We start from the raw sequence: 21,323 nt of genomic DNA, 5'->3' as shown, positions 1-21,323 counted from the left end.
GCGATGAACGACGGCTTCAGGTGCGGTAGCTGACGCCTGGGACCTCAATCACCGTATGACCGGGTCGAAAGCGGTCCTTTCTCTGACAACATCGCCCTAGCCCGCACTCAACCCCCACAACACATCCAGCACATGTTGCGTAGGCCGCTCGACGTCCCCACCACGGTGGGCAATACCAAGTTGACGCCACAATAAGGGCTGTAATGGCCGCATGACGATCCTGGTATCGGGCAATGGCGTGGAGGCTTCATGCGGCAACAACGTCGCACCATAACCGGCCGCCACTAGGCTTTTGATCGCATCGTTGTAGTTCAGTTGAATACGCGGCGTGGGCTGCCGTCCATCACTGGCGAACCACTCCGAGGTCAAGCGCGAAAGCCGAGTAGTTTTGTCATTCAGAATTAATGGCTGGGCGGCCAGCCAACCGGGGGTCACAACATCCGGGCATTCCCAGCGAGCCGGCAAGAAGGCCATGACCGGGTCCCGCCGCCATGGCTCGATCCGCAATTCCTTCACCGGGGTCTGTGGCAGCGCGACCAGACCGATCTCCAAAGAGCCCTCGGCAAGCTTCTTCAAAGTTTCCTGCGACGTGAGCACCGCGACCTGCACATCGATAGCGGGATGGCGTTGGCCCAACGTCTCCAAAGCTTGCGGCATCAACTGTGCGATGGCCCCTGTGGAGGCACCCAGCCGCACACGCCCGGCCAAGCCCTGCACCTGACGCTCCACGTCCTCAAGCGCCTGCTCCGCATCCGCCAACAGGCGCCGCGCGCGCTCCACCAGCGTTTCTCCAATCGCCGAAGGCTGAATGCGCCCACGTGTGCGCGACAACAGCTTTCCGCCAACCCGCGACTCCAGGTCGGCAATATGCAAACTGACCGTGGGTGGCGCGAGGTGCAGCACACGGGCCGCCTCGGCAAACGAACCCAGGTCGGCAATGGCCACCAACGTGCGCAGACGGTCCAGGCTGATTTCGCGCATGAGTCACTCCTTGTTCAGAAAAGCTGAATTTCATCGTTTAGAAATTCAACTTTTCCTATCTTAGCCCCTCACTGAAGATTGGAACTCCTGATTTCCTATGTCCGAGAGCATTCCATGGCAAGTCCTCTTATATTCATCGACGGCGACCAAGGCACCACCGGGTTGCAAATCCATCAACGTCTACGCGACCGGACCGATCTGCGGCTTATCACGCTCAGCCCCGAACATCGCAAGGATCCGCAACGTCGCGCCGAAATCATCAACGCCTGCGACATCGCGATTCTCTGCTTGCCCGACCAAGCCGCACGCGACGCTGTAGCGAGCATCGAAAACCCCGCCGTTCGGGTGATCGATGCGAGTTCGGCGCACCGCACCCATCCAGACTGGACCTATGGTTTCGCGGAGATGAACTCGCAGCAGGCCCAACGCATCGCCACGGCACGGCGGGTCAGCAATCCCGGTTGCTATCCCACGGGGGCGATAGGGCTGCTGCGCCCATTGCTGGAGGCCGGGTTGCTGCCCAGGGACTATCCGACGAACATTCATGCTGTGTCGGGCTATTCCGGAAAAGGGCGCGTTGGCGTGCAAGAGCATGAGGGAGAGGGCGCATCACAGGCGCCCGCGTTTCAGGTTTATGGTCTGGGGCTGGCACACAAACATATTCCGGAGATTCAGCAGCAAAGCGGTCTGATGGAGCGGCCGATGTTTGTGCCGGCTTATGGGGCTTTTCGGCAGGGGATCGTGCTGACCATACCGTTGCAACTTCGCTTGTTGGCGCCGGGCGTGGATGCGGTGCGGTTGCATGCGTGTCTTATGCAGCACTACGTCGATGCGGACCATGTACAGGTGATGTCGATGCAGGAGGCCAAAGGGTTGACGTGCCTTGATCCTCAGGCGCTTAACGGGACTGATAGTTTGCGATTGGTGGTGTGTGAAAATGATGAGACGGGGCAGGTTTTGTTGGCTGCGGTGTTTGACAATCTTGGGAAGGGAGCCGCTGGAGCGGCGGTGCAGAATCTGGATTTGATGGTTGCAGGAACATGACTCCGACTACCCACTGGCTCTAGAGTCTATGGCTCGAATTTTCGAGCGGTTGTTTCCTCTCTGTTTATGGCCTGGCATCGACGGCATTAAACGAGTCGAAAACAGAATCTACGCGTGTCAGCAGTTTGCAATCCAGTCAGGCTTTGAAGTTAAACGGTCGTCCACGACAGGCAGCAATCGGCCAACAGCGGCCGTTTTAGAGTAGGGAAAATAAATCCCCTTTTCTGCTGTCTACGCTTCGCAGCGCCGGTTACCCGGTCACCACGCAAGACTCGCTTCCGGTCGGTGGCTAACCTTTACCGGGCGGGGGTCATACCCGCTGGGTTTCTTACGCCATTTCGTGACGGCTTGCGCCGTCATTCCCAGGCGACCAAGCTTTGCCTGGCGCACATAAATCAGTCCCCTTTTTCTCTTTGCGCAGCAATGGCGTCGATCCTTCGCGCCTGCAAACCTTTGGTGCAGGCTCCAGCTCGCCCATTGCCCCCAACGACACCGCCGAGGGTCGCGCCCAAAATCGCCGCGTTGAAATCAAACTGGTGCCCCGTAGCGGCGCTGTAGCTCAAGGGTAATGGTGCCTTGGTGCTCTTTTCGTCGGATGCCCAGCTATCTTTTAATGGGTTACGGGCGATTTGCAGTGGGCTCCAAAACCTGGCCTCAGGAGGTGCAAGCTCCCGTGGCACCGGCTTTGGACTGGGCAGACCAATACGCCGGCCCATAAGCCCATAAGGATCCCGGCCTCGGCCGGGTTCTTTATGCCCGCTTCGCGGGCTTGAGCCCAGAAGGGAGCGGCGTGCGCCGGATTCGCATCTGCCAGCCAGTACGCAGCCCGTTTGGAACTCAGTTGATCCGTCTTTTTCAACGGTTTAACAGCCAAATCAATACGTTCACAAGTACACTCGCCACCCTAGGGATGGTGAAGCATCCACGAGCGGTACTAGAATTTTCAGCTTTTCGGTGCCGCCGCACGAATTCAAGGGGCAAGCATGGATTACGAACAACTGCCGAGGGCCGCCTTGGTCCGTATGCTGCAGGAGCATGATGCGGCGCTTGCCGATGCTGGCAAGAATGGCATCGTTATGAGTTACACCGGGCGGGCTGCTCCCTGGCAGATCATCCGCCAGGTCAAGCCGAAGCTGCATCGTATTATCAAGAAAGTATCCTTTGGAGAGGAAACCGCCCAGTCAGAGAATGAGATCTGGGACGGTGAAAACCTTTCTGCGATGGTCACGCTCTATAAATATCGTGGTCAAGTTGATCTTGTAGTAACAGACCCGCCGTACAACACCGGCGAGGACTTCCGCTATAACGACAAGTGGGACAAGGATCCAAACGATCCAGATCTCGGCGATGTAGTTCCTAAAGATGATGGGTCCAAGCACAGCAAATGGTTGCGCTTCATGACACCCAGAATCTGGATGATGCGTGAGATGCTAACCCCAGGCGGGGTTATGGCTATCTGTATTGATCATAGGGAACTATTTAGACTTGGCATGCTCATGGACGAAATCTTCGGCGAAGAGAATCGCATTGGCATAATCAATTGGCAGAAAAGCTATTCACCTCGCAGTGATAATAAGGGGGCGGCGGCGAAAACTGAGTGCAACACCTGACCTTTCCGGTACGGTGCTGTCCCTATGTCTTATTCCGAACTCAGCGTTGAAGAGCGCGCCACCATTCAAATCGGTCATGCCCAAGGTTTCAGCCTGCGCGGGATTGCCTGCTTGATCAACCGATCCCCTTCGACCATCAGCCGGGAGCTGCGCCGCAATCGAGATGCCTGTGGCGGCTACTCGGCCCGCGTGGCCCAGCAGCAGATGCAGGCCCGCCGTCAGGTGTGTCGACCGAAGCAAAAGCTGTTGCCGGGTAGCGAGCGCTTCGAATTGGTGGCGCATATGCTGCGTGAGCGTTTGTCTCCCGAGCAGATTGCCGGCAAGCTGCGCAGCATGAATATTCCCAGCCTCAGAGATGCCTACGTCTGTCGCGAGACGATCTATAACGCGATCTATGCCTTGCCAGTCGGCGAGCTGCGTAAAGAGCTGATCATCTGCCTGCGCCAAAGCAAGACGATGCGCAGGCCGCGCTCTGGCGGCGTGGATCGGCGCGGTCAGATCCCTGAGAGGGTCAGTATTCATGTACGTCCGCCGGAGATCGAAGACCGACTGATGCCAGGGCATTGGGAAGGCGACCTGATCAAGGGCAAGGCCAACGCCTCGTCTGTAGGTACGCTGGTGGAGCGCACCAGTGGCTACCTGATGCTGGTGAAGATGAACGACGCGACGGCGACCTCGGCGATGGAAGGCTTCAGTGCAGCGCTCAATGGCATGCCGCTGGCGATGCGCAAGAGCATGACCTACGACCAGGGCCGAGAAATGGCGCGGCATGCTGAAATCACCCAGCAGACCGGGGTGGCGATTTACTTCTGCGACCCGCACAGCCCTTGGCAGCGCGGCAGTAACGAAAACATCAATGGCCTGATCCGCCAGTACCTGCCCAAAGGCACGGACTTGTCGGTGCATAGCCAGGAGGAACTGGATGCCATCGCACTGCAACTGAACATGCGCCCCCGTAAGCGCTTCGACTTCAAGTGTCCGATCGAGGTTATGGACGAGGTGATGCAGGAAGCTATGGCTATGCGGCATGATGCTCCAGCTTCAATTCAATAACCGTGTTGCACTCAGCTCCTGTAACCGCCCACTTTAATGTCAGGAAGCTTAAGCTCTGTTAGTGTTTTGGCTATTCTCTCTCCTCTTGGAAGACTGGTTGAAAGAGCCAGGAATATTTCCAATAACCCATTAAGTCAATCCCTCTACACTGGGCGCACCGATGAGTTTGGCCAAATAGAGTTTGCTTTACGAATGATGCAAGCTGAAACAGGCGCCATAGTAGGTCGCATAGGTGATGCATCAAATCGGCTTAGCGAACACACCCGAGGCCTACTAAAGGATATTGAGTCAAGCAATGTACTTACAGTTGAGCAGCAGGCAGAGACAGATCAAATAGCAACGGCAGTAAACCAAATGGCGGCAAGCATTCAAGAGGTTGCGAGCAATGCACAGCATGCTGCAGATGCGGCCGGAAGAGCAGACACTGAGACGGCATCTGGCCAGCGTCTGGTAGCCCACACAAGCCAGTCAATCACTGCCCTTGAAGGTGAAATTAGGCAAGCCGCTCAGGTTATTCATGAGCTTGAAGGTCAAAGTAACGAGATATCAAAAGTTCTTGACGTTATACGAGGGATCGCCGAGCAAACGAATTTGTTGGCACTCAACGCAGCAATTGAGGCCGCGCGTGCTGGTGAGCAGGGGCGTGGTTTTGCTGTTGTCGCCGATGAGGTTCGCAGTCTTGCTGCTCGCACACAGCAATCGACAACGGATATTCAAAGCATGATCAGCGCTCTACAAGAGCGAGCGCAATCCGCTGTTACAGTCATGGAGCAAAGTAGTCGGCAAGCGCACACGAGTGTAGCTCACGCAGAGGAAGCAGCTACAGCTCTTGATGGAATTGGCCAACGCGTTAACGAAATTACCGACATGAACGCGCAAATAGCGACTGCGGTCGAGCAGCAGGGAGCAGTAAGTGAAGACATAAACCGCAGTATTATCAATATACGCGATGCTGCTGATACCAATGTACAGACCGGGCAGAATAATTTGCAAAGTGCGAAATCTGTCGCTCAGTTAACTAGCGCTCTGAGCGAACTGACAAAACAGTTTTGGGAAAAACGAGGATAACGCTTTTCAGTATCTCGACAGGGATAACTTACTTTACCATCGGTTATCCCTTTTAGCCGCACAAATTTTAGCCATGGCTTTTCAGGAAGTCAGGGCTATCAGAATGGCCTTAGAAAGCCTAGTCAAAGAGCTGTCACGAGAACACCGTTAGCTTAGCGTACGATTTTTTCCGAATTCTGCGGTTCCCCCGAGATGGGCCTGGACACGGGTGATAGATGCTGAATTAAGCCGTGTGACGGCAGGCTGTGCTGGGCTGCACGTCGGCATGGGCGTGCGTGGTCAGGACGCAAAAACACACTTGCCCGCAATGGCGGGCAAGTGTGTTTGCAGAGGGGGAGTGCGTTGTTGGTTATTGTTTGTTGCGACCGGCAATCACCACCAGGATCAGCGACGCCAGGATCAGGATCGAACTGATAGCGGCAATGGTCGGATCGATCTCGTCGCGCAGCGCCGTGAACATGCGCTTGGTCAGAGTCTGGTTGTCGCCGCCGGAGATGAACAGCGCCACCACAGTTTCATCCAGCGAGGTGATGAAGGCGAACAGTGTCGCCGAGACCACACTGGGCTTGATCTGCGGCAGGGTCACGGCCATGAAGGCGCGAAAGCGGTTCATGCCCAGGCTGCGCGCCACCATTTCCTGGGACATGTCGAAGTTACGCAGACCGGCCAGCAGCGCGATGATCACGTAGGGCAAGGCGAGCATGATGTGCGCCAGCACCAGGCCGGTCAGCGTGCTGATCAGGCCGACCCGGGCGTAAACGAAGAACACGCCGGCGGCGATCAGGATGATGGGCACCATCATCGGCAGCAGCAGGATGATCTGCAGCGTACGCACCACCTTCAGGCTGGAGTTGTTGATGGCGTAGGCGGCCGCCATACCAATCGGCAGGCTGATGGCCATGGTGAAAAATGCCGTGATCAGACTGACCCGCGCCGCCGACATCCACTCCACGCTGTTGAAGAACGCCTCGTACCAGTGGAAGGACCATTGCTTGGGAGGGAATTGCAGGAAGCGCGCCTCGGAGAACGACATGGGTACCACGATCAGCACCGGGATGATCAGGTACAGCAGGATCGCCGCGACCAGCACCGTGAACAGCACGTGGGACAGGCGAAGGTGACGCAGGTTGGCAAGCAGGTTCATTTAGCGCGCTCCCAGGATGCGTTCGATGGGGATGAAGCGATTGATGCCCCAGAAGATCAGGAACACCACAAACAGCAGCACCAGGCCGACTGCGCTGGCTGCGCCCCAGGCGTGATAGAGCTCGACGTTGCGTTGCACCAGCATCGACACCAGGATCGTGCGGCCACCGCCGAGCAGTTCCGGGGTGATGAAGAAGCCTAGGCAGATGACGAACACCAGGATGGAACCGGCCATGACCCCCGGCGCTGCCATCGGCAGGAAGACCCGGCGGAAGGTGTAGAAGGGTTTGGCGCCAAGGCTCTCGGACGCTTGCATGAGGTCCTGGGGGATTTTTTTCATCACCGAATACAGCGGCAGGACCATAAAGGGCAGCATGACGTGCAGGGTGCCGATTACCGTGCCAGTGGTGTTGTGCATCAGCGTCAGGGGTTGGTCGATGATGCCAAGGTCCATCAGCGTCTGATTGACCAGTCCGCGGCGTTGCAGGAGCACCAGCCAGGCATAGGCCCGCACCAGCACGCTGGTCCAGAACGGCAGGATCACGCAGATCAGAATCAGGTTGGCCCAGAAACCCTGCAGGCGCGAAGCGGCGTAGGCAATGGGGAAGCCCATGACGATCGACAGGATCGTCACCAGGAAACTGATCTTGAAGGTCAGGGCGAAGGTGTCCCAGTAAATGCTTTCCTGGAAAATCCGGATGTAGTTGGCCAGGGAAAACCCTTCCTCGGTCTGGACCGACTGAAAGGCCAGCCAGCACAGCGGCATGATCAACAGCACCACGACCATGACCAGCGCCGGGGTGAGCAGCAACAGCATGGAGGTGTGCTCCTTGCGTTCTTCACGGGCCAGGGCGTCTTCGCTGGTCATGGGCGGCTGGTGCTGCTGGTCGCTGGAGTCGGGCATGGATTTGGCGAGATAGGCGTTGGACATGATGACCTCTCGTCACTGCGCAGTGCTGGAGGGTATCCAGCACTGACGGGTAGCGCTGGCGGTGGCAGTCGTCCTGGCGGACAGCAGGGTGCGGTGCTCGGGTAATGTCATGTGAAGAACTCCCAATGGTGGGCAGGTACTTGAGGCGAGCGCGAGTTGTCTGCACAGGTCACTCTGCGGGACCCTCAGGCCTAATGTACCGGGATGCCAACGAATGAAGTGGACGCAATTGACCGGTGCGCAAGCGCTTTATGTCGAAATCGCGGGGGCAGACGGCATGTCCTGCGCCGAGGCCTCTGGCCTGCGGCGCAGCAACGGCCGATGGCTATTTTTTCTGGACGAAGGACAACCAGCGTTCTTCGGCCTTGACCCCGGCTTCGGAGGCCCACCATTGCGCCGAGAGCAGGGCCTGGCGCGAGATGTTGCCGGGTGCGGAAGGCAGCTTGGCCTCGCGCTCGGCCGGGATTACCCCGGTCTTGAAGGCTTCGGGGTTGAGCGGGCCGTAGTCGATGATCATCGGCAACGCCGCTTGCAGTTTGGCATCGATGGCCTCGTTGACGAATTTCATGGCGGCCACCTTGTGCGGCGAGCCTTTGAGGACGCACAACGAGTTGGTTTCCAGCACACCCTGGTTGTAGTCGAATGCCACGGGTGCGCCGGCGGCCTGTACGGCGGTGATACGGCCGTTCCAGGCCTGGATCATGTCCACTTCGCCGTCGCTGATCAGCTGCGCCGACTGCCCGCCGGACGTCCACCAGGTGGCGATGTCGGGCTTGATCTGCTCAAGCTTGCGGAAGGCGCGATCGACGTCCAGCGGATAGAGCTTGTCCATCGGCACGCCATCGGCCAGCAGCGCGATTTCCAGGGTTGGACGTGGCAGGTTACGTAGGGAGCGCTGGCCCGGGTATTTTTTGGTGTCCCAGAAGTCGGCCCAGGTCTTGGGTACGTCCGCGCCTTTGAACGCGTCCGTGCGATACGCCAGCACCGTGGAGTAGCTGATGTAGCCGACGCTGTATTCGTCCTTGAGGCTGTCGGGTATTTGCGCGGCATTGGGAATCAGCGCAAGGTCGAGCTTCTCGAACAGCCCTTCGGCTTCGCCACGGATGCAGTCGCCAGTGGGCAGGTCCACCACGTCCCAGGTGACCTTGCCGCTCTCGACCTGGGTCTTGATGATCGGGTAGGCCTTGGGCGAGCTGTCCTGTTTGAGCGTCAGACCGAGCTTTTTCGCCGCAGGCTCCAGGATCGCCTTGCTCTGGGCTTCCTGATAAGCACCGCCCTGGGATACGAACGTGATGTCCTCGGCCATGGCCTGGGTGGCGCTACCGATGAACAGGGCCAGACTCGCGAGTTGGAAAGCTGTAGTGCGCAATGTGCTCATGGAAAGACTCCGAATGGTTGGCAGATTTTCTTGGGCGAGCTGTAGGTTTTGTTGTCGGTCGCTCTGCGGGACCATGGAGGTCTAATGTACCGGCTTGTCCGTGAACGAAGCGGCTACAAATGCGCGGATGAAAAGTGGTTTATTGCGAAAATGCGAACGGGCACAGTATTTCGTGCGTCGGGTGCGGGCTTGCGCGCCTGTCGCGAGCAGCCCCGAAGCCCCCGGTAGGAGCGAGCATGCTCGCGATGGCGGTGTGTTGGGTGAGTCATAGCCAAGTCATTCAGCCCACCGTCATCCGCCTCACCACGCGCCGAATCATCGGCGCCGCCAGCACCACCACCGGCAACATCGATACCCACGACAGCGCCCACGCGTTCAACCAGCGGCCGGCAAAGGCCAGGTCGAGCGCATGGGGTGTGGTGGCGATGGCGGCCGCGACCGCGCAGGTCAGGCCGGATTGAACGACGCCGAAAACGAAATGCTCATAACGGGCGGGGATTTTCATCGGGGGTTCTCGAGAAAGAGCGGGGGGGCGCGATGCCCGGCCGCTCGGGCACGATCAAGCCGGTTGCAGTTGCGCGATAGTCTCTTCGGTGGTCCACAGCCCGTGGGCGAGGAAGCGGTAATTGATGATGGCCGCCAGGTAGCCGTCGCCATCCGGCAGGCGCGGGCCGGCGGTGGCGTCGCGTACCACGACTATTTCAAAGCCCTGTTCGAGCAGTTCGCGCAGGTGTGATTCCACGCAAAGGTTGGCCGCCATGCCGGCGAGGATGATCTGCGACACGCCTTTCTTGCGCAATTGCAGCGCCAGGTCGTTGGTTTCCGGGCCGTAGACCTTGTGCGGCGAGGCGATGATGGTCTCGCCGTCGAGAATGTACGGCTTGTAGATCTCGAGGAAATCGGCGCCGGAGCCTTCGAAGTTTTCCAGGGTGTTCGGTCCCTTGCGATCGAACATGCAGATGCTGTGCATGACCTTTTCCAGCGGACCGCCAAAATGCCAGTCGTGGTCGTGCGGGTAGTAATAGTGTGGCGACACGGCCACGGGCAGGTCGTGAGCCTTGAAGGCCTTGAACAGTTTTTCCAGGTTTTCGACGGTGTTGTTCTCGACGATGCTCTCACCGAACACCGCCCAACTGGCGCCGGCAGGGCTGAGGAAGTCGTTCTGTGGGTCGATGACCACCAGGGCGGCTTTGCTCAGGTCGAGCTTGAAACCAGTGGCAGGCAGTGCGGGTTCGGCGGGGTCGGCGTACAGATGGCTCATGACGATTTACCTCTTGGGTGCTTGCGTGGATGAGACGTGAATGTTGCTTTATATAAATGACCAGTCGTCTTATTAATGAGGAAAAAAAACTCACTCCAATAGCCGAGGCAAGACCATCGATACGAAACGCTGCAGAGGTGCACCGTCGCGCAGGACCTTGCCGCGCATGACCGCACCTTCCCAGCCTTCGACGATGACACTGGCCAGCGCTTCGGCGTCGTGAGTTTCAGAGAGTTCGCGGCGCTGCTGCGCTTCACGCAGGCAGCTCGCGAGCAAACCTTCCCAGCGCGCCAGCACATCGGCCAGACGCTTGCGGGTTTGTTCGCTGCCATTGGACATTTCCAGGGACAGGTTGCCAATCAGGCAACCCAGGCTGTATTCATGCTCGCCGTGCTCGAGCACCAGGGCCTGGAAGAACTGGCCGATGCGCTCCAGCGGCTTGACCCGGGCGTCGTAGAAGATCGGCCCGTGGCGGGTTTCGATCGAGGTCCAGTATTCCTCGAGGATCTCTGCCGCGAAGTCTTCCTTGCTGGCGAAGTAGTTGTAGAAAGAGCCCTTGGGAATCTCGGCAGCGGCGGTGATGTCCTGGACGCCGCAGCCGTTGAAGCCACGGTTGTGAACCACCTGGCGGCCAATCGACAGCAAACGGGATCTGACTTCGAGGTTGACCGGGCGAGCCATGACAGAGACATCCAGTGATGAGAAAGTTTTAATAAACTAACTGGTCATCTATGTTTCGTCAACAGTCGAATTGACTGCCAATCAGTCCGCCTGCGCCATCTCGATGTACTCGAGCATCTTCTCGTTGCCATCGAGAATGTCACGGCAGATGGCCGCCCGTGCCGCCGCGCCATCGCGGCGCTTGAGTGCGTCGAGCACTTCCCAGTGATGGTCGATGGCCATGCGCTCGTTGAAGTTGCCATAGACACGGGCGATCAGTGGGCCGGTGCGCATCCACAGGCTATCGAGCAAACCCGCCAGCACCGGCATGCGCGCGATGGTGGTCAGCGCGTAGTGAAATTGCTGATTGCACTTGAGAGCGGCTTGCAAGTCCTGGGCGTTGATCGCGGCGATGTTGTTTTCGATGCAGGCTTGCAGGTCTGCGAGTTCGCTGTCGGTCACCAGCGCGGCGGCCGTCTCCGCAGCCAGGCCTTCAAGCGCCAGGCGGATGCTGCGGATCTCGCCGTATTGCGCGGCGGTGAGGATGGGTACGCGGATGTCACGCGGGGTCTTGAGGATCAGCGCCTGTTCCTTGGCCAGTTGCAGGATCGCGTCGCGCACCGGTGTGACGCTGGTGCCCAGTTGTTCGGCCAGGTCGCGGATGCGCAGGCGGTCATCGGGCTGGAAACGCCCGGTGATCAGTGCCTCGCGCAGCAACTCGTAGATGCCACTGCCCAGGTAAGAGTGATTGAGGGTTTGAATAGGGTAGGGGTTGCTCATTGATCGCTCATGGGGTCGTCTCAGAAAACGGAAAATAAAGCACGCTAAGCGTGCGTGGAGGCTGGCACCCAGCGGTACAGCGTCGGAATGGACACGCCGAGGTTCTTGGCCACGTCCTTGGGCGGCACCCCGCTGGCCAGCAGCTTCTTGGCCGACTCGATCTTGCTGTCGGTCATCTTCGGCTTGCGGCCGCCTTTGCGGCCGAGCTGCTTGGCGACTTCCAGCCCGGCGCGGGTGCGCTCGACGGTCAGCTCGCGCTCCATTTCGGCAAGGCTCGCCATGACGTGGAAGAAGAACCGCCCGGATGGTGTGCCGGTGTCGATGGAGTCGGTGAGGCTCCTGAACTGGACACCGTGCTTGTGCAGATCGCCGACCAGATCGACCAGTTGCTTGACCGACCGGCCCAGCCGGTCGAGCTTCCAGACGACCAAAGTATCGCCTTCGCGCAGCATTTCGAGCGTCTTGGCCAAGCCAGGCCGGTCTGCCCGCGTGCCACTCACCTTGTCCTCGAAGACCTTTTTACATCCGGCCTTGCTCAAGGCTTCGCGTTGCAGCTCCAGGTTCTGATCCTGCGTCGAGACGCGCGCATAGCCAATCAACATGGCTTGTCTCGCGCCCGGTCGATGCGTTCCTGCATCGCCTGCATCACTTCTTCGTGGGTGTACGATCTGGCGTTGGCGTCGGTGGCTTGCCGCAGGGCTTCCTCAACCTCGCGCGTCATCCGCTCGTAATCCTCCGGCCACAGCGCTTGCTCCATGCGCAGCGACGCCTGACCCAGCAGGTGCAGCAGGCTGAACAGCCGCATGTCGTTGGTGGCGACGATGCGCTCCCGAATCTGCTCCTGAATAGCTTCGCTAGCCCGATGCGCTTGTGGTGTGGCAGTCCCCTCGTAGTCAGCGGGGAATTCCGCTTCCTCGGCAATCCTTGCCCAGGCGCTGGCCAGCGCCTCGATGGTTGACGTGCTCATTTCCGCCGCTCCTGTGCTCTTTGGCGAATCAACCGGCCAAGGGGCCTCGACGCGAAAACCAGCAGCATCACGCCTATCGGATACCAGGTCGAGAAGACCACCAAGGCATCGAAGGCTGGCCGTCCGGTGTTGGTAGGCAGTACGGCGGTCACAGCCATCAACCCGCCGACCGTCCAGATGATGCGCCACACGTAGGGCATCACGCGGGGCACGTAGCCGTCATCGAAAGCGGTCTGGTAGTAGCGGCGCAGGCCGCGCTCGGCAAGCGCCTGGCGCTGCCGCTCCGACAGCGCATCCGTCCGGCCATACCAGCGCCGGAATGGTGGACAGCGCAGCAGCAAAGGGGTGAAGAGGATCATCACCGCCACGATCGCGACACCCCACGCCATGACGGCGCCGGCATCGGGCCGCTTGGCGTTCTCGATCACGGGCGCGAAGACGCCCGGAGCACCGATCATCCAGAACAGCGCAATGTGCTGATGGAAGGAGAGCTTCATTTGCTCATCCACTTGCGCAGCAGGCGCTTTTTCAGGGAGGCGCGTTCTTGCGGGTTGCGTCCCTTGTGATTGGCGATGCGATCCGCCGTGGCGGCCTGGCGCTTGACGGGCCAGTAGGAGCGGCCATCCTTGCCCATCGACCAGACGCTGCTGGCCTGGTTTTCCAGCAGGGGCAGATGGGCGCTCAGGGCTTCGGGCGACGCGCTGGTCAGCGCCGTGCGCTCACGGGTGCGCCAGCGCTGATGCCAGAGCTTCTTGTCCTCGCGCTCGCTGCCGCAGGTCGTGTGCCCGACGATGGGTGTTTTGCGGCGGCTGCGGCTCATAACGTAGTGGTCTCCAAGAACATTCAGGACTGATCCCAGGCGTCGATGGTCAAGACCTGATCGGCAGGACAGGCGGCTACGCGGTCGGGAACTGGATGGTGTTCAGTCTCATGCCGACCCCATTCGATTGATCGCGTCGCTTGCGGCACGCTGCGACGCAAGGAGGTTTGCGACCTGGTTTAGCAGCCGTGTCCGCTGCATGTCTGTTACCTATCTCCCCGACCGCTCATTGGACCAACTCCAGAGATTGGGCTCTATCGCTCAGCCAATACGAAACCGGCATTGGCTGATGCCACAACCGAGACGAACACAAATGGCTCGGTACCTGTATTTCGCGCCCCGTGCACTTGGCCCGGTCTTGCCACGGCTATCTCACCTTCCCTGAGGGCACGAACAATCCCATTGCCCTGAAAGTAATCAGCCATTCCCGACAAAACAGTCCACGTGTCTTGGCCGTGAGGATGAATGTGAGCCGCAATTTCCTGCCCGGGATGGACATGCCAAACCACGATAATTGAGTCTCGGGTTTCAAGCACAACGGAACGAATAGGCTCGCCTTCGGACGGCTGAACATACTCGGCTACAGAAAATATTCTCGATTCAACAGTCATCGGAGATCCCTCTTTCACAGTGCCCCCAGACAGGCTGGATATGAGTTCTAACTCGAATTTGAACGGGAGGCTGGTCGTGCGGTCGTGCAGTTGCCGATGAGCGTGTCGGCTGCTGCCTCCTTGCCCACCAGCGAACTCACGTCCGTTGCGGCCATCCAGAAGGTCTTGCCCGAGCGCGGCTCATAGGTCGCGGGATCGAACACGCCAGAGGGGCCGAACATCGGCGGCTTGATTGGTCATGGCTCCATGCCTTTGTCGTTACGGTCTTCATCGTCGGCATCCTGACGCACGGCGGGCAATTGCTGGAGCAACGCCGGCAGCCATTCCTGTACCGTCTCCCACACCACATCGAGGTTGATGTCGAAATAGCCGTGAGCCATGCGATTACGCATATTGCGCATGCTGCGCCACGGCACGTCGGCATGCGCCTGGGTGAACTCGACGTAGCCATCCATCACCTTTGTGGCCGCCTCGCCGATGACGATCAGGCTCATGATGACGGCCTGCTGGGTGCGCTTGTCGGCCAAGAAGTCGTCCTTGGCCATCCCTTCCACGAAGCTGCGCGCATCGGTTGCGGCCTGCTGAATGTGGTCGAGGTAATCGGGCAGGCGGTTCTCGCTCATATCGGTTGCGCCTCCGCGAGCACCTTGGCCCGGAACTTCGGCGGCAGGTCGCCGGGAGTCAGCAGATCGACGTCAACGCCGAGCAGCGATTTCAGTTCTTCTTCCAAATCGCCCAAGTCCAACAACGTGGCACCGGGCAGCGCATCGACCAACAGGTCGAGGTCGCTGCCATCCCGGTCGGTGCCATGCAGCACCGAGCCGAAGACGCGCGGGTTCGCGGCGCGAAAGCGGCCTACCGCTTCACGCACTGCGCTTCGCTTCATGTCAAGCACAACAGACGGTCGCATGGGCATCCTTTCTTATCGAAACTCGTTGAGATGATATGCAATCAAGAATAGAATTTCAAGAACTATTTTCGAGAATCGCAATGCCTTGATTCCCGTGCCGCGCTGTCACTTTCAGAAGGCGACAGCACGAAATATCAAAAGTCGACCGCACGGTCTTTTCTGACGTTGGAGTCGCCTCAGAAAACGGAAAATAAAGCACGCTAAGGCGTAGTTCCCTCGGGCTACACCGCGTCCGCACTGCGCGGTTCTTTCTTCCCTTGCAGTGACGCAATCAGCGGGCAGGAAACGTTCCCCTTCCGCGCATGGCAGGCGCACACCAAATCAGACAGCACGGCCTCCATGCGCGCCAGGTCAGCCATCCTCTCGCGCACGTCCTTGAGCTTGTGCTCGGCCAGGCTGCTGGCTTCCTCGCAATGGGTGCCATCCTCCAGCCGCAGCAGCTCGGCGATCTCATCCAGGCTGAAGCCCAACCGCTGGGCTGATTTCACGAAGCGCACCCGCGTTACATCCGTCTCGCCATAGCGGCGAATGCTGCCGTAAGGCTTGTCCGGTTCCGGGAGCAAGCCCTTGCGCTGATAGAACCGGATGGTCTCCACATTGACCCCGGCCGTCCTGGCGAAAACGCCAATGGTCAGGTTCTCCAAATTGTTTTCCATATCGCTTGACTCCGTACATAACTACGGAAGTAAGCTTAAGCTATCCAATTCAGATTCGAAAGGACAAACGTATGTCTGAACCTCAAAACGGGCGCGGCGCGCTCTTCACTGGCGGGCTGGCCGCCATCCTCGCCTCGGCTTGCTGCCTCGGGCCGCTGGTTCTGATCGCCTTGGGGTTCAGCGGCGCTTGGATCGGCAACTTGACGGTGTTGGAACCCTATCGCCCCATCTTTATCGGCGTGGCGCTGGTGGCGTTGTTCTTCGCCTGGCGGCGCATCTACCGGCCGTCAGCCGCCTGCAAACCGGGTGAGGTTTGCGCGATTCCCCAAGTGCGAGCTACTTACAAGCTCATTTTCTGGGGCGTGGCCGTGCTGGTTTTGGTCGCGCTCGGATTTCCCTACGTCGTGCCATTTTTCTATTGATCACAGGAGTTCACCATGAAAAAGCTGCTTTCCGCCCTTGCCCTCGCTGCCGTTGTTGCCCCCGTGTGGGCCGCCACCCAGACCGTTACGCTGTCCGTACCGGGCATGACCTGCTCGGCCTGTCCGATCACTGTCAAGAAGGCGATTTCCAAGGTCGATGGCGTCAGTAAAGTTGACGTGACCTTCGAGACGCGCGAAGCGGTGGTCACCTTCGATGATGCCAAGACCAGCGTGCAGAAACTGACCAAGGCTACCGAGGATGCGGGCTACCCATCATCAGTCAAGAACTGATCATGAAAGACCCGAAGACACTGCTGCGGGTCAGCATCATTGGCACAACCCTCGTGGCGCTGTGTTGCTTCACCCCTGTTCTGGTCATTTTGCTCGGTGTGGTCGGCTTGTCCGCGCTGACCGGCTATCTGGACTATGTGCTGCTGCCTGCGCTGGCGATTTTCATCGGCTTGACCATCTACGCCATCCAACGAAAACGCCAAGCCGATGCCTGCTGCACCCCGAAATTCAATGGAGTAAAAAAATGACCGAAATCACCGTGAATGGCATGACCTGCACATCCTGCGCCACCCATGTCAAAGATGCTTTGGAAAAGATTCCCGGCGTGAATGCCGCTGTGGTGTCCTATCCAGAAAGCCGCGCGCAAGTCATGGCAGACACCGCCGTGAGCCACAACCAACTGCTGGCCGCCATCGCCGCATTGGGTTATCAAGGCTCGATCCGGGTTGGTGATTTCAAAGATGAACCAAAAATCCGTGATGCACTTGAGGGCGCCGGTTTGCATATCGCCATCATTGGCAGCGGCGGGGCCGCGATGGCGGCGGCGCTGAAGGCCGTCGAGCAAGGCGCGACGGTCACGCTGATCGAACGCGGCACCATCGGCGGCACCTGCGTCAATATCGGCTGTGTGCCGTCCAAGATCATGATCCGCGCTGCCCATATTGCCCATCTGCGCCGGGAAAGTCCGTTCGACGGCGGTATTGCGGCAACTGTGCCTGCGATTGACCGCAGCAAACTGCTGGCCCAGCAGCAGGCCCGTGTCGATGAACTGCGGCACGCCAAATACGAAGGCATCCTGGACGGCAATCCAGCCATCACCGTTTTGCACGGTGAAGCGCGTTTCAAGGACGACCAGAGCCTGGTCGTCCGTTTGAACGAGGGTAGCGAGCGCGAGGTAACGTTCGACCGCTGCCTGGTCGCCACCGGTGCCAGTCCGGCCGTGCCGCCGATTCCGGGCCTGAAAGAGTCACCCTACTGGACTTCCACCGAAGCGCTTGTCAGCGACACCATTCCCGCACGCCTGGCCGTGATCGGTTCGTCGGTGGTGGCGTTGGAACTGGCGCAAGCCTTTGCCCGGCTCGGCAGCCAGGTCACGATCCTGGCACGCAGCACCTTGTTCTTCCGGGAAGACCCGGCCATCGGCGAGGCCGTGACAGCCGCTTTCCGCGCCGAGGGCATCGAGGTGCTGGAGCACACGCAAGCCAGCCAGGTCGCCCATGTGAACGGCGAATTCGTGCTGACCACCGGACACGGTGAATTGCGCGCTGACAAGTTGCTGGTTGCCACCGGTCGGGCACCGAATACGCGCAGCCTCGCGCTGGACGCGGCGGGGGTCACTGTCAATGCGCAAGGGGCCATCGTTATCGACCAAGGCATGCGCACGAGCAACCCGAACATCTACGCGGCCGGCGACTGCACCGACCAGCCGCAGTTCGTCTACGTGGCAGCGGCCGCCGGCACCCGTGCCGCGATCAACATGACCGGCGGCGACGCAGCCCTCAATCTGACCGCGATGCCGGCAGTGGTGTTCACCGACCCGCAAGTCGCCACCGTGGGCTACAGCGAGGCGGAAGCGCACCACGATGGCATCGAGACCGACAGTCGCACGCTGACACTCGACAACGTTCCGCGAGCGCTTGCCAACTTCGACACACGCGGCTTCATCAAGCTGGTCATCGAGGAAGGTAGCGGACGGCTCATCGGCGTGCAGGCGGTGGCCCCGGAAGCGGGCGAACTGATCCAGACGGCGGTGCTCGCCATCCGCAACCGCATGACGGTGCAGGAACTGGCCGACCAGTTGTTCCCCTACCTGACAATGGTCGAGGGGTTGAAGCTTGCGGCGCAGACCTTCAACAAGGACGTGAAGCAGCTTTCCTGCTGCGCTGGATAAAAAAAGGAGGTTTTCAATGAGCGCCTACACCGTGTCCCGGCTGGCCCTTGATGCCGGGGTGAGCGTGCATATCGTGCGCGACTACCTGCTGCGCGGATTTCTGCGTCCGGTGGCGTGCACCCCGGGCGGCTATGGCCTGTTCGATGATGCCGCCTTGCAACGGCTGTGCTTCGTGCGGGCGGCCTTCGAGGCGGGCATCGGCCTGGACGCGCTGGCGCGGCTGTGCCGGGCGCTGGATGCTGCGGACGGCGATGAAGCGGCCGCGCAGCTTGCCGTTCTGCGCCAGTTCGTCGAGCGTCGGCGCGAAGCGTTGGCCGATCTGGAGGTGCAGTTGGCCACCATGCCGACCGAGCCGGCACAGCACGCGGAGAGTCTGCCATGAACAGCCCCGAGCGCTTGCCGTCCGAGACGCACAAACCGATCACCGGCTACCTGTGGGGCGCGCTGGCCGTGCTCACCTGTCCCTGCCATTTGCCGATTCTCGCCATTGTGCTGGCCGGCACGACGGCCGGCGCGTTCATCGGAGAGTACTGGGGTATCGCAGCCCTCACGCTGACCGGTTTGTTCGTCCTGTCTGTGACACGACTGCTGCGGGCCTTCAAAGATCGATCATGAGCGCTTCCCATTGAGACAAACCACGCTGTCGCTACGTTGCCTCATGCCGGCATCAAATTCGGCTGAGTAGCTTCTCGCCATCTGGACGTAGCTCACCCTTGGGTGAAACATGCCGATACAGGGTCTGCCGCGTGACGCCAAGTTCCTGGCACAGGTCGCCGACCTTGGTCTCTGGCTGACCCATTGCCGCCATCGCCAGCCGCAGCTTGGCGGCGGTCATCTTGAACGGCCGGCCGCCTTTCCGCCCGCGCGCGCGGGCCGAGGCTAGGCCGGCAATCGTGCGCTCCGCGATCAACTCGCGCTCGAACTCGGCCAGGGCGGCGAAGATGCCAAAGACCAGCTTGCCGGCGGCGGTCGTGGTGTCGATGGCCGCGCCGTGCCCGGTTAATACCTTCAAGCCGATGCCGCGCCCAGTCAGGTCGTGCACGGTGTTGATGAGATGTCGCAGGTCGCGTCCGAGCCGATCCAGTTTCCACACGACCAGTGTGTCGCCAGTTCGCAACGCCTTCAGGCAGCTCGTCAAGCCGGGCCGATCCTCGCGCATGCCGGATGCCTGGTCCTCGTAAAGATGTACTGGATCGACCCCGGCGGCAATCAGCGCGTCGCGCTGCAAATCGGTAGCCTGGGAGCCGTCCGCCTTCGATACCCGCATGTAGCCTATCAGCATGTCGTACCTGTCACATATACGTTCGATTATGTGACAGTGTGAGCCAGAAAGTTCTCGCCGTCAAAAACTGTCACTTAACCCGTCATTTAGTCTAAGACCTGCAAACGGCCATTCAGGCTCGTAATGTGACAAAAACTCCGGCGGGATGCCCTCCTTGGTGAACGTGGCGCGCAAACGTTCCAGGGATTCGGGGTCGCGTCGCCCGTAGGACGCCAGTGTGAACAGCAAGCGGGCCGTCTCCGGGTTGTGTCGCGCTTCAATGATGGCCTCATCGATGGCCTGGGCTGCTCGTTGCCAGTGGTTGATGGGTTCCGGCTTCGGCACCTTCGCCGGCAGGCCGTTGGTGAAACCAGTGTGCGGCTCCGTCTGAAACAGCGCGGCCTGTTCCCCGCGCGGGATCAGCGCCTTTGACTCGATCAGCGTGATGGCGGTGGCCGCCGCCTCCAGCATCTGCCACTGCACCGCCGGGGCCAGAATCTCGTAGGGACGCCACAGACTCTGCCCGGCGCGCAGCGGATGGCCGCAGCGCTCCCAGACATGGCGGATGCTCGCCGAGCAACTGCCGCAGTGCGAGAGCGGCGTGTTCAGCTCATCAAGCAGGGTGCGCAGCAGCCGGAACCACAAGCCGGCGTGGACACGCCGACGCGGCAGCTCCACAAAACCCGTCGTCAGCGCCTGCCAGGTGCGCCGGTCCATGCAGGCGATTGCGTCATCGGCAGGGCGCGGCGCAGCATCGGCGATTTCCCACTGAAGATACCGGCCGTGCATGCCCCAGTAGGACTCCAGCCAGCAGCCATGCTGCGGGCAGCTCAGCATCAAGGGGAGCTGCCAGACGAGTAGCACAGCTTGATTCGTTGGATCGTTCAGACACTGCGGACACGCCCGGCGAATCGTCTGGCTCGGTAGCCAGGCACGCCAGCGAGTGATGGACCGCACCTTGCGGGTGCGCTTGGGCAGGAGCACCGCGCATTGGAATGTATAGGTTTCCAAGGCTGCTGGTACCGAATCGTCGAGACTGTCGAGCAGCCACGGCACCCAGCCTGCAAGACTCATGCTGCGCAACCGCTCCAGCTCGACGCCACTGCGCTGGCAGAGCGCCGTCAGCAACGACAAGGATGGTGCGGTATCCAGGTCATCAAGTTGGCTGTGACCAAGATCGTGGGCCAGCAGCTCGTGCACGTCCATCTGGTAGCAGGCGGCGACCCGGTTGAGCCATGAGGACAGGGCTTCGCCTTCCTTGGGTGCCGGATGCAGCGGCCAGCGCGGCGCGGACTTCACATCAGTTCCCGCTCGAACTGTCGCCGCCGCTCACTGGGGCCGATGTAGTCGGCCATGCTGAGCGTGCGGTGGTTGATCGCTTCCTCGCCACTCTCCACGGCGGCGACGGCCGCCGCCACCAGCAGATGTGCAAGCTCGCCGATGGTGCCTTCGCTCCGGGTGAGCAGGTAGCGGGCCATGTCCAGCGTGGCAATCGGGGATGGCCGCCGTAGCGGGAGTGACGCCGCGAAGCTGGCCAGCAGCGAGCAGCAGTCCTCATTGGCCTCCCACGGCGGCAGCAGCATCG

The 21,323-nt window shown here is 60.1% G+C and carries 28 protein-coding genes and 2 pseudogenes; 11 read left to right on the top strand and 19 right to left on the bottom strand.

The window, feature by feature from the left end; all coding sequences use genetic code 11:
* Positions 1–96: 96 nt before the first annotated feature.
* Entirely contained in the window at positions 97–981 is an 885-nt protein-coding gene (locus AC19YX_RS33990; RefSeq protein WP_003465017.1) for a LysR family transcriptional regulator, read from the bottom strand.
* Positions 982–1,095: 114 nt separating this feature from the next.
* On the opposite strand from AC19YX_RS33990, the gene argC reads away from it, so the two are divergent.
* From argC to AC19YX_RS33965, 5 genes and pseudogenes are all read left to right on the top strand, one after another.
* Positions 1,096–2,025 carry an N-acetyl-gamma-glutamyl-phosphate reductase gene (gene argC / locus AC19YX_RS33985; protein WP_003465021.1) on the top strand — a complete coding sequence of 310 codons (930 nt, stop codon included), beginning with the start codon at positions 1,096–1,098 and terminating at the stop codon, positions 2,023–2,025.
* A 413-nt stretch (positions 2,026–2,438) separates the two neighbouring features.
* Positions 2,439–2,594 (top strand): annotated as a pseudogene (locus AC19YX_RS33980) (OmpA family protein); the annotation flags it as partial.
* A gap of 414 nt (positions 2,595–3,008) precedes the next feature.
* The gene (locus AC19YX_RS33975; RefSeq protein WP_003465024.1) at positions 3,009–3,635 is read left to right on the top strand and encodes a DNA methyltransferase; all 627 of its coding nucleotides are present in this window, start codon (positions 3,009–3,011) and stop codon (positions 3,633–3,635) included.
* Between the two features lie 24 nt (positions 3,636–3,659).
* The gene (locus AC19YX_RS33970; RefSeq protein ID WP_003465026.1) at positions 3,660–4,688 is read left to right on the top strand and encodes an IS30 family transposase; all 1,029 of its coding nucleotides are present in this window, start codon (positions 3,660–3,662) and stop codon (positions 4,686–4,688) included.
* A 36-nt stretch (positions 4,689–4,724) separates the two neighbouring features.
* Complete coding sequence (locus tag AC19YX_RS33965) at positions 4,725–5,756, top strand: methyl-accepting chemotaxis protein (protein ID WP_500607981.1); 1,032 nt, start codon at positions 4,725–4,727, stop codon at positions 5,754–5,756.
* Between the two features lie 349 nt (positions 5,757–6,105).
* On the opposite strand, the gene AC19YX_RS33960 is transcribed toward AC19YX_RS33965, so the two are convergent.
* The 15 genes from AC19YX_RS33960 to merR all read right to left on the bottom strand — a co-directional run bounded on the left by AC19YX_RS33960 (position 6,106) and on the right by merR (position 15,873).
* Positions 6,106–6,900: an ABC transporter permease gene (locus tag AC19YX_RS33960; RefSeq protein ID WP_003465028.1), complete on the bottom strand. Its 795-nt coding sequence runs from the start codon at positions 6,898–6,900 to the stop codon at positions 6,106–6,108.
* Complete coding sequence (locus AC19YX_RS33955; RefSeq protein WP_003465031.1) at positions 6,901–7,830, bottom strand: ABC transporter permease; 930 nt, start codon at positions 7,828–7,830, stop codon at positions 6,901–6,903.
* Between the two features lie 325 nt (positions 7,831–8,155).
* Positions 8,156–9,208 carry an ABC transporter substrate-binding protein gene (locus tag AC19YX_RS33950; RefSeq protein ID WP_003465034.1) on the bottom strand — a complete coding sequence of 351 codons (1,053 nt, stop codon included), beginning with the start codon at positions 9,206–9,208 and terminating at the stop codon, positions 8,156–8,158.
* A 280-nt stretch (positions 9,209–9,488) separates the two neighbouring features.
* Positions 9,489–9,713, bottom strand: coding sequence for a DUF2798 domain-containing protein (locus tag AC19YX_RS33945; RefSeq protein ID WP_003465037.1), 225 nt, complete (start codon positions 9,711–9,713; stop codon positions 9,489–9,491).
* Positions 9,714–9,767: 54 nt separating this feature from the next.
* Positions 9,768–10,469, bottom strand: a complete 702-nt coding sequence (locus AC19YX_RS33940; RefSeq protein WP_003465039.1) for a cysteine hydrolase family protein — start codon at positions 10,467–10,469, stop codon at positions 9,768–9,770.
* Between the two features lie 90 nt (positions 10,470–10,559).
* Positions 10,560–11,150 (bottom strand): TetR/AcrR family transcriptional regulator, encoded by a 591-nt coding sequence (locus AC19YX_RS33935; protein WP_003465041.1) that lies wholly within the window; start codon positions 11,148–11,150, stop codon positions 10,560–10,562.
* Between the two features lie 81 nt (positions 11,151–11,231).
* On the bottom strand, positions 11,232–11,909 hold the full coding sequence (locus AC19YX_RS33930) for a GntR family transcriptional regulator (RefSeq protein ID WP_481860756.1): 678 nt from the start codon (positions 11,907–11,909) through the stop codon (positions 11,232–11,234).
* Between the two features lie 44 nt (positions 11,910–11,953).
* On the bottom strand, positions 11,954–12,511 hold the full coding sequence (locus tag AC19YX_RS33925) for a recombinase family protein (RefSeq protein WP_003100847.1): 558 nt from the start codon (positions 12,509–12,511) through the stop codon (positions 11,954–11,956).
* Complete coding sequence (locus AC19YX_RS33920) at positions 12,505–12,876, bottom strand: hypothetical protein (protein WP_003100853.1); 372 nt, start codon at positions 12,874–12,876, stop codon at positions 12,505–12,507. Before AC19YX_RS33920 ends, AC19YX_RS33925 begins: the two co-directional genes overlap by 7 nt.
* Entirely contained in the window at positions 12,873–13,373 is a 501-nt protein-coding gene (locus AC19YX_RS33915) for a hypothetical protein (RefSeq protein ID WP_003100856.1), read from the bottom strand. The genes AC19YX_RS33920 and AC19YX_RS33915 overlap by 4 nt, the downstream gene beginning before the upstream one ends.
* Positions 13,370–13,696, bottom strand: coding sequence for a hypothetical protein (locus tag AC19YX_RS33910; RefSeq protein WP_003100858.1), 327 nt, complete (start codon positions 13,694–13,696; stop codon positions 13,370–13,372). Before AC19YX_RS33910 ends, AC19YX_RS33915 begins: the two co-directional genes overlap by 4 nt.
* A 254-nt stretch (positions 13,697–13,950) precedes the next feature.
* Positions 13,951–14,307 (bottom strand): cupin domain-containing protein, encoded by a 357-nt coding sequence (locus tag AC19YX_RS33905; protein ID WP_003465043.1) that lies wholly within the window; start codon positions 14,305–14,307, stop codon positions 13,951–13,953.
* Between the two features lie 236 nt (positions 14,308–14,543).
* Complete coding sequence (locus tag AC19YX_RS33900) at positions 14,544–14,930, bottom strand: HepT-like ribonuclease domain-containing protein (protein WP_003100872.1); 387 nt, start codon at positions 14,928–14,930, stop codon at positions 14,544–14,546.
* On the bottom strand, positions 14,927–15,193 hold the full coding sequence (locus AC19YX_RS33895) for a nucleotidyltransferase family protein (protein ID WP_016487057.1): 267 nt from the start codon (positions 15,191–15,193) through the stop codon (positions 14,927–14,929). The genes AC19YX_RS33900 and AC19YX_RS33895 overlap by 4 nt, the downstream gene beginning before the upstream one ends.
* A gap of 245 nt (positions 15,194–15,438) precedes the next feature.
* On the bottom strand, positions 15,439–15,873 hold the full coding sequence (gene merR / locus AC19YX_RS33890) for a mercury resistance transcriptional regulator MerR (RefSeq protein WP_000429838.1): 435 nt from the start codon (positions 15,871–15,873) through the stop codon (positions 15,439–15,441).
* Positions 15,874–15,944: 71 nt separating this feature from the next.
* On the opposite strand from merR, the gene merT reads away from it, so the two are divergent.
* From merT to merE, 6 genes are read left to right on the top strand one after another with little or no spacing between them, the layout of a single operon-like run.
* Positions 15,945–16,295, top strand: a complete 351-nt coding sequence (gene merT / locus AC19YX_RS33885) for a mercuric ion transporter MerT (RefSeq protein ID WP_001294667.1) — start codon at positions 15,945–15,947, stop codon at positions 16,293–16,295.
* Positions 16,296–16,310: 15 nt separating this feature from the next.
* Positions 16,311–16,586 (top strand): mercury resistance system periplasmic binding protein MerP, encoded by a 276-nt coding sequence (gene merP, locus AC19YX_RS33880; protein ID WP_000735441.1) that lies wholly within the window; start codon positions 16,311–16,313, stop codon positions 16,584–16,586.
* 2 nt (positions 16,587–16,588) lie between these two features.
* Positions 16,589–16,834: a mercury resistance system transport protein MerF gene (gene merF, locus AC19YX_RS33875; protein WP_000654684.1), complete on the top strand. Its 246-nt coding sequence runs from the start codon at positions 16,589–16,591 to the stop codon at positions 16,832–16,834.
* Positions 16,831–18,477 carry a mercury(II) reductase gene (gene merA, locus AC19YX_RS33870; protein WP_073656515.1) on the top strand — a complete coding sequence of 549 codons (1,647 nt, stop codon included), beginning with the start codon at positions 16,831–16,833 and terminating at the stop codon, positions 18,475–18,477. The genes merF and merA overlap by 4 nt, the downstream gene beginning before the upstream one ends.
* A gap of 16 nt (positions 18,478–18,493) precedes the next feature.
* Positions 18,494–18,859: a mercury resistance co-regulator MerD gene (gene merD, locus AC19YX_RS33865; RefSeq protein WP_010466447.1), complete on the top strand. Its 366-nt coding sequence runs from the start codon at positions 18,494–18,496 to the stop codon at positions 18,857–18,859.
* A complete protein-coding gene (gene merE, locus AC19YX_RS33860) occupies positions 18,856–19,092 on the top strand; it encodes a broad-spectrum mercury transporter MerE (protein WP_001087809.1) in 237 nt (78 codons plus the stop codon). The genes merD and merE overlap by 4 nt, the downstream gene beginning before the upstream one ends.
* A 52-nt stretch (positions 19,093–19,144) precedes the next feature.
* On the opposite strand, the gene AC19YX_RS33855 is transcribed toward merE, so the two are convergent.
* The 3 genes and pseudogenes from AC19YX_RS33855 to AC19YX_RS33845 all read right to left on the bottom strand — a co-directional run.
* Positions 19,145–19,759, bottom strand: a complete 615-nt coding sequence (locus tag AC19YX_RS33855; RefSeq protein WP_000904941.1) for a recombinase family protein — start codon at positions 19,757–19,759, stop codon at positions 19,145–19,147.
* Between the two features lie 60 nt (positions 19,760–19,819).
* The gene (locus AC19YX_RS33850; protein WP_054471483.1) at positions 19,820–21,037 is read right to left on the bottom strand and encodes a TniQ family protein; all 1,218 of its coding nucleotides are present in this window, start codon (positions 21,035–21,037) and stop codon (positions 19,820–19,822) included.
* Positions 21,034–21,323, bottom strand: a pseudogene (locus tag AC19YX_RS33845) (TniB family NTP-binding protein); the annotation flags it as partial. The gene AC19YX_RS33850 and the pseudogene AC19YX_RS33845, both read right to left, overlap by 4 nt.

The organism is Pseudomonas sp. MF09150 (assembly GCF_059862355.1).
Note: the sequence above shows the minus strand (reverse complement) of the source record. Positions and strands in the feature narration are given on the sequence as shown.